The organism is Allobosea sp. P1_A7 (genome assembly GCF_056406775.1).
Genome location: NZ_JBFTZN010000218.1, coordinates 1 through 11,009, shown reverse-complemented (window position 1 = coordinate 11,009; position 11,009 = coordinate 1). Strand labels below are relative to the sequence as shown.

The following is an 11,009-nucleotide window of genomic DNA, read 5'->3' as shown; positions in this document are numbered from 1 at the left end:
GGACGGAACCCATGCCGACATCGTGCTGAACCCGCTCGGCGTGCCGAGCCGCATGAATGTCGGTCAGATCCTGGAGACCCATCTGGGCTGGGCCGCTGCCGGTCTCGGCAAGCAGATCGCCAAGGCCATCGACGTCTACAAGAAGGCGCATGACGGCAAGGCTCTGCGGGCAAGCTTCGAGGCCGTGTATGGCGACAACGAGATCGTTGCGTCGATGGACGATGCGGAGCTGGTCGAGATGGGCCAGAACCTGCGCCGCGGCGTTCCGATCGCGACCCCGGTCTTCAACGGCGCCAAGGAGTCGGACATCGAGCATCTGCTCGAGCAGGCGGGGCTCAACAAGTCCGGTCAGGTCACGCTCTATGACGGACGGACCGGCGAGCCCTTCGATCGCAAGGTCACGGTCGGCTACATCTACATGCTGAAGCTGCACCACCTGGTCGACGACAAGATCCACGCGCGTTCGATCGGCCCGTACTCGCTCGTGACCCAGCAGCCGCTGGGCGGCAAGGCGCAGTTCGGCGGTCAGCGCTTCGGCGAAATGGAGGTCTGGGCGCTCGAAGCCTACGGCGCCGCCTACACCCTGCAGGAAATGCTGACGGTGAAGTCGGACGACGTGGCGGGCCGCACCAAGGTCTACGAGTCGATCGTGCGCGGCGAGGACAATTTCGAGGCGGGCATCCCCGAGAGCTTCAACGTTCTCGTCAAGGAAATGCGCTCGCTCGGCCTCAATGTCGAATTGATCAGCAACAAGCAGAAGCCGGGCGAATTGCCGCCGGCCGAAGCTGCCGAATAAGGGGGCGGGCCCAAACGGGCCGCCTCGAGACGAACACAGCATGCCGGCGACACTCACGCCGCCGGCTTATTCGCATGATGGCCGGGCAGGGCGGTTCACTCCCCCGCCGGCGGCAGGAGACAGGCGATGAAGCAAGAGGTCATGAACCTTTTCGGCCAGCAGCCGACACAGCAGGCGTTCGACGCGATCAAGATCTCGATCGCGAGCCCGGAAAAGATCCTGTCGTGGTCCTATGGCGAGATCAAGAAGCCCGAGACCATCAACTACCGTACCTTCAAGCCCGAGCGCGACGGCCTGTTCTGCGCCCGCATCTTTGGGCCGATCAAGGACTACGAGTGCTTGTGCGGCAAGTACAAGCGCATGAAGTTCAAGGGCGTGATCTGCGAGAAGTGCGGAGGAGGAGTATGTCCGCTGCCAGGAAGAGTATGGCGCTGACACCTTCACGGCGATGATCGGCGCGGAAGCCATCCGCGAGATGCTGCGCGCGCTCGATCTCGACAAGATCAACATGGATCTGAAGCACGAGATCGCGACGACGACCTCGGAGCTGAAGCCCAAGAAGCTGATGAAGCGCCTCAAGATCATCGAGGCGTTCCAGGAATCTGGCAACAAGCCGGAATGGATGGTGATGACCATCGTTCCGGTGATCCCGCCGGACCTGCGTCCGCTGGTGCCGCTGGATGGCGGCCGCTTCGCGACCTCGGATCTGAACGATCTCTATCGCCGCGTCATCAACCGCAATAATCGCTTGAAGCGCCTGATCGAGCTGCGTGCGCCGGACATCATCATCCGCAACGAGAAGCGGATGCTGCAGGAATCGGTCGACGCATTGTTCGACAACGGCCGCCGCGGCCGGGTCATCACGGGTGCCAACAAGCGCCCGCTTAAGTCGCTTGCCGACATGCTGAAGGGCAAGCAGGGCCGCTTCCGGCAGAACCTGCTGGGCAAGCGCGTCGACTATTCCGGCCGTTCGGTCATCGTCGTCGGCCCGGAGATGAAGCTGCACCAGTGCGGCCTGCCGAAGAAGATGGCGCTCGAGCTGTTCAAGCCGTTCATCTATGCGCGTCTCGATGCGAAGGGCTACTCGACCACGGTCAAGCAGGCCAAGAAGCTGGTCGAGAAGGAGAAGCCGGAAGTCTGGGATATCCTGGACGAGGTCATCCGCGAGCATCCGGTTCTGCTGAACCGCGCTCCGACGCTGCACCGTCTCGGCATCCAGGCCTTCGAGCCGGTGCTGATCGAAGGCAAGGCGATCCAGCTTCACCCGCTGGTCTGCGCCGCGTTCAACGCCGACTTCGACGGCGACCAGATGGCCGTGCACGTCCCGCTGTCGCTCGAGGCGCAGCTGGAAGCGCGCGTGCTGATGATGTCGACCAACAACATCCTGCACCCGGCGAACGGCCAGCCGATCATCGTGCCGTCGCAGGATATCGTGCTCGGCCTGTATTACCTCTCGATCATCTCGGATGGCGAGCCAGGCCAGGGCAAGATCTTCGGCGATTTCGGCGAACTCGAATACGCGCTGCACGAGAAGGTCGTGACGCTGCATTCGAAGATCAAATATCGCTGGACCGGCGTCGGCCAGGACGGCAAGTCCTACACCAAGATCTACGACACCACGCCCGGCCGCGTGATCCTCTCGACCGCGCTGCCTKAGCACCCGGCCGTGACCTTCGACGTCGTCAATCGCCTGATGACGAAGAAGGAGATCTCCGGAATGATCGACGCCGTCTATCGCGGCTGCGGTCAGAAGGAATCGGTCATCTTCTGCGATCGCGTCATGGGCCTCGGCTTCAAGCACGCCTTCAAGGCCGGCATCTCCTTCGGCAAGGACGACATGGTCGTGCCGGAGAACAAGTGGGAGATCGTCGACACCACCCGTGCGCTCGCCAAGGACTACGAGCAGCAGTACCAGGACGGCCTGATCACCCAGGGCGAGAAGTACAACAAGGTCGTCGACGCCTGGGCGAAGTGCTCCGACAAGCTCGCCCAGGAGATGATGGCGCGCATCTCGACCGTTAAGAAGGACGAGAACGGCCGCGATAAGCCGATCAACTCGATCTACATGATGAGCCACTCGGGTGCCCGTGGTTCGCCGGCCCAGATGCGCCAGCTCGCCGCCATGCGCGGCCTGATGGCCAAGCCGTCCGGCGAGATCATCGAGAGCCCGATCATCTCGAACTTCAAGGAAGGCCTGGACGTGCTCGAGTACTTCAACTCGACGCACGGTGCCCGTAAGGGTCTGGCCGATACCGCGCTCAAGACGGCGAACTCGGGTTATCTCACCCGCCGTCTCGTCGACGTGGCGCAGGATGCCATCATCTCCGAGGTCGATTGCGGCTCGGATAACGGCATCAAGATGCGCGCCATCATCGATGCCGGTCAGGTCGTGGCTTCGCTCGGCATCCGCATCCTCGGCCGCTCTGCGGCGGAGGATGTCACGGATATCGACGGCAACGTCCTCGTGCCGAAGGGTACGATGATCGAGGAAAGCCATATCGAGAAGATCAACGCTGCCGGCGTCCAGGAGGTGAAGATCCGTTCGGTTCTCACCTGCGAGACCAAGAACGGCGTCTGCGCCACCTGCTACGGGCGCGATCTTGCCCGCGGCACGCCCGTCAACATGGGTGAGGCGGTCGGCGTCATCGCGGCACAGTCGATCGGTGAGCCGGGTACGCAGCTCACCATGCGTACCTTCCACATCGGCGGCGCGGCGACGATCGCGGACCAGTCGTTCATCGAGTCCAATTTCGAGGGCACGGTGAAGATCCGCAACCGCAATGCGGCGCGCAACTCGGATGGTGACCTGATCGCCATGGCGCGCAACATCGCCATCGTGATCGTCGGTCCGGACGGCGCCGAGCGCGCGGTGCACCGTGTCCAGTTCGGCTCGAAGATGCGGGTCGACGAAGGCGACAAGGTCAAGCGCGGCCAGCGCCTGGCGGAGTGGGATCCCTATTCCCGCCCGATCCTGGCCGAGGTGGACGGCTCTGTCGGCTACGAGGATCTCGTGGACGGCATGTCGATCACCGAGACGACGGACGAGGCGACCGGCATCAGCAAGCGCGTCGTCATCGACTGGCGTGGGTCGGCCCGGACGTCGGATCTGCGTCCGGCGATCACGGTGCACGGCCCTGACGGCAAGGTTGCGAAGCTCGCCCGCGGTGGCGAAGCCCGCTACATCCTGCCCGTCGACGGCATCATCTCGATGGAGCCGGGCCAGATGACCAAGGCCGGCGACGTGCTCGCCCGTGTCTCGACCGACTCGGCCAAGACCCGTGACATCACCGGCGGTCTGCCGCGGGTGGCGGAACTGTTCGAGGCACGTCGTCCGAAGGACGCTGCGATCATTGCCGAAAAGGCCGGCGTCATCGGCTTCGGCAAGGACTACAAGAACAAGCGCCGGGTCACGCTGACCCCGCATGACGGCTCGGACGGGCTCGAGTACCTGATCCCGAAGGGCAAGCACATCCATCTCCAGGACGGCGACGTCGTCGAGATGGGCGACTACATCCTGGACGGCAATCCGGCTCCGCACGATATCCTGGCGATCAAGGGCGTCGAAGAGCTCGCGGCTTATCTCGTCAACGAGATCCAGGAGGTCTATCGCCTCCAGGGCGTGGGCATCAACGACAAACACATCGAGGTCATCGTCCGGCAGATGCTGCAGAAGATCGAGATCACCGAGTCCGGTGATACCGACATCATCACCGGCGACCAGATCGATCGGATCGAACTGGAGGAGATCAACGCCAAGATGCGCGAAGAGGGCAAGAAGCCGGCCAGCGGCGTTCCGGTCCTGCTCGGCATCACCAAGGCGAGCTTGCAGACGCGCTCCTTCATCTCGGCGGCGTCGTTCCAGGAGACCACCCGCGTCCTCACCGAGGCGGCGGTCAACGGCAAGTACGATACCCTCGAAGGCCTCAAGGAGAACGTCATCGTCGGCTCGCTCATCCCGGCCGGCACGGGCGCCCAGGTTGCCCGTATCAAGCAGGTGGCGTTGCGCCGCGACGATCTGATCGTCGGCCAGAAGGCGGATGCGGCGGCCAAGGCTGCAGCTGCTGCGGCGGTGCTTCCGGCCGCCGAATAAGGCGCTGCCGAACACGACTTGCGAAAGGGCCGCCTTCGGGCGGCCCTTTTTGTTTGGCGCAGGCTCTCCGGCCTGTTCATGGCGGCCTCAGCTACGAAAGGAGAATTTCGCCTCCGCGACCAGCTGTGATCTAACATGTTAATCAGTTGGGAGTTCGTCGATGGACGGTCAGCGCTTTGTCAGTGCGGTGGAGGCGGTCTATGCGGCCGCGGCCACGCCGTCGCTTTGGCCCGCCGCTCTGCAGGCCATTGCCGATTGCTTCGACGATGTCGGCGCCGTGATGATCTACCAGCGGGACGATGGCAGCTACGGGATCATTGTCTCGCCGAGCCTCGCCGAGGGGCAGAAGGAGTATGACCGGGACGAATGGTGGCGGCACGATGTGCGCTTCGCCMGCTCGCGCGAGAGGGGATACCTGACCCGGAGCGATGCGATCACCGAACGTCACATCGCAACGTCCGAGGAACTCGAAACCCTGCCGTTCTACAGCCAGTTCCTCAAGCGCCAGGGGCTGAAATGGTTCGCAGGCGTCAGCATCTCGCCGGACCCCCATGTCGCCGTTGCGCTCTCGATCCAGCGCGCCGACAGCAAGCCAGCCTTCGCCGAGGAGGAGCTCGCAGCACTCAGCCAGCTGGGGCGGCATGTCGAGAATGCGCTCAGGCTCGGCATCCGCCTGATCACCGCGGAAGCGACCCAGCAGTCACTGGCCGACGTGCTGGCGCGGCTGAGCGTCGGGGTGTTCTTGCTCGATGCAACCGGTCACGTGATTTTCGCAAACCCCGTCGCGGAGCAGTTATGCGGTGATGCGCTGCTGATCTCGCAAGGTCGACTGGCGGCGCGCTCCGTCCTGCAGCAGGAGGCCTTGTCCGAAGCGATCGCACGAGCGGGCGCGGCGAGTGCCGATACCTTGACGGCGGTGCCGCGGCCGCTGCTGATCCCCGGACTGGATCGAGACGGGACGCTTGCCGTGCATGTCCTGCCGGTCTGCACACCCACTGCCACGGGCGTAGAGCGCATGCTCTCAGAGACCAGTGTGATTGCCGTCGTGACCAGCGCGCAGCCAGGCGAGCCCGCCGATCCGGCGCTCGTGCGCGACCTGTTCGGCCTCACATTGGCCGAGGCCCGGATCGCTGCGCTCGTCGGCGCAGGACTTGCCCCTCGCAACGCGTCCCAGGCCCTGGGAATCTCGGAGGAGACGGCGCGGACCACGCTCAAGCGCGTCTTCGCCAAGGTGGGCGTTTCCCGCCAGAGCGAGCTATCCGCCCTGCTGGCCAGACTGGTGCTGCGCTAGCCCCGTTCGGCTGATGAGATCATACTGCGGCAATCGCACCCGAAGATCACCGATCCCAAATGGGAGTTGCCTGGACCGCAACCCGTCGACGCATGATTGGTTGGGAAGAGGGGAGTGGCTATGGTGGTGTTGCGCGGCGTTTCGCTCTACCTTGGCCTGACGGCATTGGTGATCTTCACCCTCAGCCGCCTGCCGACCTCCGGGGGGCCATGACGGCCGAGCCGGCCCTTAGCAGGGTGGTGGTTAACGCTTTCGCTGCGAATGCGAATTCGGGGTTGACGCGAATCTCCACCTGAGTCATAAGCGCGCCACTGTCGACGGTTGTCGGACACGTTTGTCGCTTGCCTCTGCTGCGAGCGAATTTCGCGACCGAAACGCCGTCGTAAATTCCTGCGTCGATTGACGACATGGCAAGACGCATGAATRCGGACGAGTTCCGTGTTCCTCTGCATGGCGAGCGCGCCTGAGGCCCCCGAGGGGAGCCGACGGCGCGGCTTCGTTTATGTCATGGCTTTGACCGGTTCGGGGAGCGACCGAAAAGAATTCCAACCGCTCAGTGGAGCGAGAGGCCAGAATGCCGACAATCAGCCAGCTGATCCGCAAGCCGCGCTCGCCCGTCAAGGCGCGCAACACCGCTCCGGCGCTTGAGTCCTGCCCGCAGAAGCGTGGCGTTTGCACCCGCGTCTATACAACCACTCCGAAGAAGCCGAACTCGGCGCTTCGTAAGGTTGCCAAGGTGCGTTTGACCAACGGCTTCGAGGTCATTGGCTACATCCCGGGTGAAGGTCACAACCTTCAGGAACACTCCGTGGTGATGATCCGCGGCGGTCGCGTCAAGGACTTGCCCGGCGTGCGCTACCACATCCTGCGCGGTGTGCTCGATACGCAGGGCGTCAAGAACCGCAAGCAACGCCGTTCGAAGTACGGCGCCAAGCGTCCTAAGTGATTTTCTGCCCGACCGCCGAGGCTTGATGCTGAGGCGGTTCGCAGCTTTTGAGATTTGACCGGAGACTAGACGATGTCCCGCCGCCATAGCGCCGAAAAACGCGAAGTTATCCCGGACCCGAAGTTCGGTGATATCGTGGTCACGAAGTTCATGAACTCCGTGATGTACGAAGGTAAGAAGTCGACCGCAGAGCGGATCGTCTACGGCGCTTTCGACATCATCGAAGGCAAGACGAAGAGCGACCCGCTTTCCGTCTTCAAGAGCGCGCTCGAGAACGTCGCCCCGGCGATCGAGGTTCGCTCGCGTCGTGTCGGTGGCGCGACCTACCAGGTTCCGGTCGAGGTTCGCACCGAGCGCCGTCAGGCGCTGGCGATCCGCTGGCTGATCTCGGCTGCTCGCGGCCGTAACGACAAGACCATGGTTGAGCGTCTCTCGGCCGAGCTGATGGACGCGGCGAACAACCGCGGCAACGCGGTGAAGAAGCGTGAAGACACGCACCGGATGGCGGAAGCCAACCGCGCCTTCTCGCATTACCGCTGGTAATCCGCGGCACCCGACGAAAGACAGAGCACTCTCATGCCCCGTTCCCATCCCATCGATCGGTACCGCAACTTCGGTATCATGGCGCATATCGACGCCGGCAAGACGACGACGACCGAGCGTATCCTGTTCTATACCGGCAAGTCGCATAAGATCGGCGAAGTTCATGATGGCGCGGCCACCATGGATTGGATGACGCAGGAGCAGGAGCGTGGCATCACGATCACCTCCGCCGCGACGACCTGCCTGTGGCGCGACCATCGCCTGAACATCATCGACACCCCTGGCCACGTCGACTTCACCATTGAAGTCGAGCGTTCGCTGCGCGTGCTCGATGGTGCCGTCTGCGTGCTCGACGGCAACCAGGGCGTCGAGCCCCAGACTGAGACCGTCTGGCGCCAGGCCGACAAGTACGACGTTCCGCGCGTCGTCTTCGTCAACAAGATGGACAAGATCGGCGCCGATTTCTATCGCTGCGTCCAGGACATCATTGACCGCGTCGCCGGCAAGCCGGTCTGCCTGCAGATCCCGATTGGTTCGGAGGCGGAATTCGCCGGCGTCATCGACCTGGTGAAGATGAAGGCGATCGTCTGGAACGGCGAAGCGCTGGGCGCCTCCTTCGAAGAGAAGGAGATCCCTGCCGATCTCGCCGACAAGGCTGCCGAGTATCGTGGCAAGCTGGTCGAAGCCGCCGTCGAGATGGACGATGCGGCGATGGAAGCCTATCTCGAAGGCACCGAGCCGTCTGCCGACACGCTGCGCCAGCTGGTCCGCACCGCGGTCCAGCGTCGCGCCTTCCACCCCGTGCTCTGCGGCTCGTCCTTCAAGAACAAGGGCGTTCAGCCCCTGCTCGACGCGGTCGTCGATTACCTGCCGTCGCCGGTCGATCGTGGCGACATCAAGGGCATCGATTTCAAGACCGAAGAAGAGACCGTTCGTCATCCGCGCGACGAAGATCCCTTCTCAATGCTCGCCTTCAAGATCATGGACGACCCCTTCGTCGGCACGATCACCTTCTGCCGCGTCTACTCGGGCAAGATCGAGACCGGCGCCGGCGTGATCAACTCGACGCGCGACAAGAAGGAACGTGTCGGTCGCATGCTGCTGATGCACGCGAACAACCGTGAAGACATCAAGGAGGCTTTTGCCGGCGACATCGTCGCCCTGGCCGGCCTCAAGGATGTCCGTACCGGCGACACGCTGTGCGACCCGACCCATGCGGTCATCCTGGAGCGGATGGAGTTCCCCGAGCCGGTCATCACGATCGCGATCGAGCCGAAGTCCAAGGCCGACCAGGAGAAGCTGGGCCTGGCCCTGTCGAAGCTCGCGAACGAGGATCCGTCCTTCCGCGTCTCGACCGATCAGGAGAGCGGCCAGACCATCCTGAAGGGCATGGGCGAACTGCATCTCGACATCAAGGTCGACATCTTGAAGCGCACCTACAAGGTCGACGCCAATATCGGCGCGCCTCAGGTTGCCTATCGCGAGACGCTGACCAAGAAGGCTGAGGTCGACTACACCCACAAGAAGCAGACCGGTGGTACGGGCCAGTTCGCCCGCGTCAAGCTGGTCATCGAGCCGAACGAGACCGGCAAGGGCTTCGAGTTCGAGTCGAAGGTCGTCGGCGGCTCGGTGCCGAAGGAATACATCCCCGGCGTCGAAAAGGGCCTGAACTCGGTTATCGGTTCGGGCGTGCTCGCCGGCTTCCCGGTGGTGGACGTCAAGGTGACGTTGATCGACGGTGCCTTCCACGAAGTCGACTCGTCGGCCCTGGCCTTCGAAATCGCCTCGCGGGCTGCACTTCGCGAAGGTCTGCAGAAGGGCGGTTCCGTGCTGCTCGAGCCGATCATGAAGGTCGAAGTCGTGACCCCGGAAGACTATACCGGTTCGGTCATCGGCGATCTGAACTCGCGTCGTGGCCAGATCCAGGGCCAGGACATGCGCGGCAACGCCGTCGTCGTCAACGCGATGGTGCCGCTGGCGAACATGTTCGGCTATGTCAACCAGCTGCGCTCGTTCAGCCAGGGACGCGCCAACTACACGATGCAGTTCGACCACTACGAGCAGGTTCCTTCGGCGGTCGCCGCCGAGGTTCAGGCCAAGTACGCCTGATCCACCCATTCGACTGAACATTTGAACAAGATCTGACGGAGGCTACGATGGCCAAAGAGAAGTTTGCGCGGACGAAGCCGCACTGCAATATCGGAACGATTGGTCACGTTGACCATGGCAAGACGTCTTTGACGGCTGCGATCACGAAGGTTCTGGCCGAGTCGGGCGGYGCGTCGTTCACGGCGTATGACCAGATCGACAAGGCGCCKGAGGAGAAGGCTCGCGGCATCACGATCTCGACGGCTCACGTCGAGTACGAGACTGCGAACCGTCACTATGCGCATGTCGACTGCCCCGGCCACGCCGACTACGTGAAGAACATGATCACGGGTGCGGCGCAGATGGACGGCGCGATCCTGGTCGTGTCGGCTGCCGAYGGCCCGATGCCGCAGACCCGCGAGCACATCCTGCTGGCGCGCCAGGTCGGCGTTCCGGCGCTGGTGGTGTTCATGAACAAGGTCGACCTGGTCGACGACGCGGAGCTGCTCGAGCTGGTCGAGATGGAGATCCGCGAGCTTCTGTCGAAGTACGACTTCCCGGGCGACGAAATCCCGATCACCAAGGGTTCGGCCAAGGTCGCGCTGGACAATGGCGACAAGGCGATCGGCCATGACGCGGTCGTGGCGCTGATGAAGACGGTCGACGACTACATCCCGCAGCCGGCGCGTCCGCTGGACCTGCCGTTCCTGATGCCGGTCGAAGACGTGTTCTCGATCTCGGGCCGTGGCACGGTGGTGACCGGTCGCGTCGAGCGCGGCATCGTCAAGGTCGGCGAGGAAATCGAGATCGTCGGCCTGAAGGACACCGTGAAGACGACGGTGACCGGCGTCGAGATGTTCCGCAAGCTGCTCGACCAGGGCCAGGCTGGCGACAACATCGGCGCGCTGCTGCGCGGCACGAAGCGCGAGGACGTCGAGCGCGGCCAGATTCTGTGCAAGCCGGGTTCGGTGAAGCCGCACACCAAGTTCAAGGCTGAGGCCTACATCCTGACGAAGGAAGAGGGCGGCCGCCATACGCCGTTCTTCACCAACTACCGCCCGCAGTTCTACTTCCGCACGACGGACGTGACCGGCGTGGTGCACCTGCCTGAGGGCACCGAGATGGTGATGCCTGGCGACAACATCACCATGGAAGTGCACCTGATCGTGCCGATCGCGATGGAGGAGAAGCTGCGCTTCGCCATCCGCGAAGGCGGCAGGACCGTCGGCGCCGGCGTCGTCGCCAGCATCATCGC

At 63.4% G+C, this 11,009-nt stretch carries 6 protein-coding genes and 1 pseudogene; all 7 read left to right on the top strand.

Annotated elements, in window-relative coordinates; genetic code table 11:
• The coding region (locus AC1D34_RS27855) for a DNA-directed RNA polymerase subunit beta (protein ID WP_476825942.1) at positions 1-796 on the top strand (796 nt) is incomplete at its 5' end.
• Between the two features lie 126 nt (positions 797-922).
• Positions 923-4,886 (top strand): annotated as a pseudogene (gene rpoC, locus AC1D34_RS27850) (DNA-directed RNA polymerase subunit beta').
• A 160-nt stretch (positions 4,887-5,046) separates the two neighbouring features.
• Positions 5,047-6,177, top strand: coding sequence for a helix-turn-helix transcriptional regulator (locus AC1D34_RS27845; protein ID WP_476825941.1), 1,131 nt, complete (start codon positions 5,047-5,049; stop codon positions 6,175-6,177).
• A 574-nt stretch (positions 6,178-6,751) separates the two neighbouring features.
• The gene (gene rpsL, locus AC1D34_RS27840; protein WP_038358286.1) at positions 6,752-7,123 is read left to right on the top strand and encodes a 30S ribosomal protein S12; all 372 of its coding nucleotides are present in this window, start codon (positions 6,752-6,754) and stop codon (positions 7,121-7,123) included.
• Positions 7,124-7,195: 72 nt separating this feature from the next.
• Positions 7,196-7,666, top strand: coding sequence for a 30S ribosomal protein S7 (rpsG, locus tag AC1D34_RS27835; RefSeq protein ID WP_043237120.1), 471 nt, complete (start codon positions 7,196-7,198; stop codon positions 7,664-7,666).
• Positions 7,667-7,699: 33 nt separating this feature from the next.
• Positions 7,700-9,775: an elongation factor G gene (gene fusA / locus AC1D34_RS27830; RefSeq protein WP_441493755.1), complete on the top strand. Its 2,076-nt coding sequence runs from the start codon at positions 7,700-7,702 to the stop codon at positions 9,773-9,775.
• Positions 9,776-9,822: 47 nt separating this feature from the next.
• Positions 9,823-11,009, top strand: a 1,187-nt coding sequence (gene tuf / locus AC1D34_RS27825; protein WP_441493286.1) for an elongation factor Tu, incomplete at its 3' end; no start/stop codon positions are given.

Excerpts from the sequence above, each read along its gene's own strand:
- rpsL (WP_038358286.1), top strand. The coding sequence starts at position 6,752 with ATGCCGACAATCAGCCAGCTGATCCGCAAGCCGCGCTCGCCCGTCAAG.
- rpsG (WP_043237120.1), top strand. The coding sequence starts at position 7,196 with ATGTCCCGCCGCCATAGCGCCGAAAAACGCGAAGTTATCCCGGACCCG.
- fusA (WP_441493755.1), top strand. The coding sequence starts at position 7,700 with ATGCCCCGTTCCCATCCCATCGATCGGTACCGCAACTTCGGTATCATG.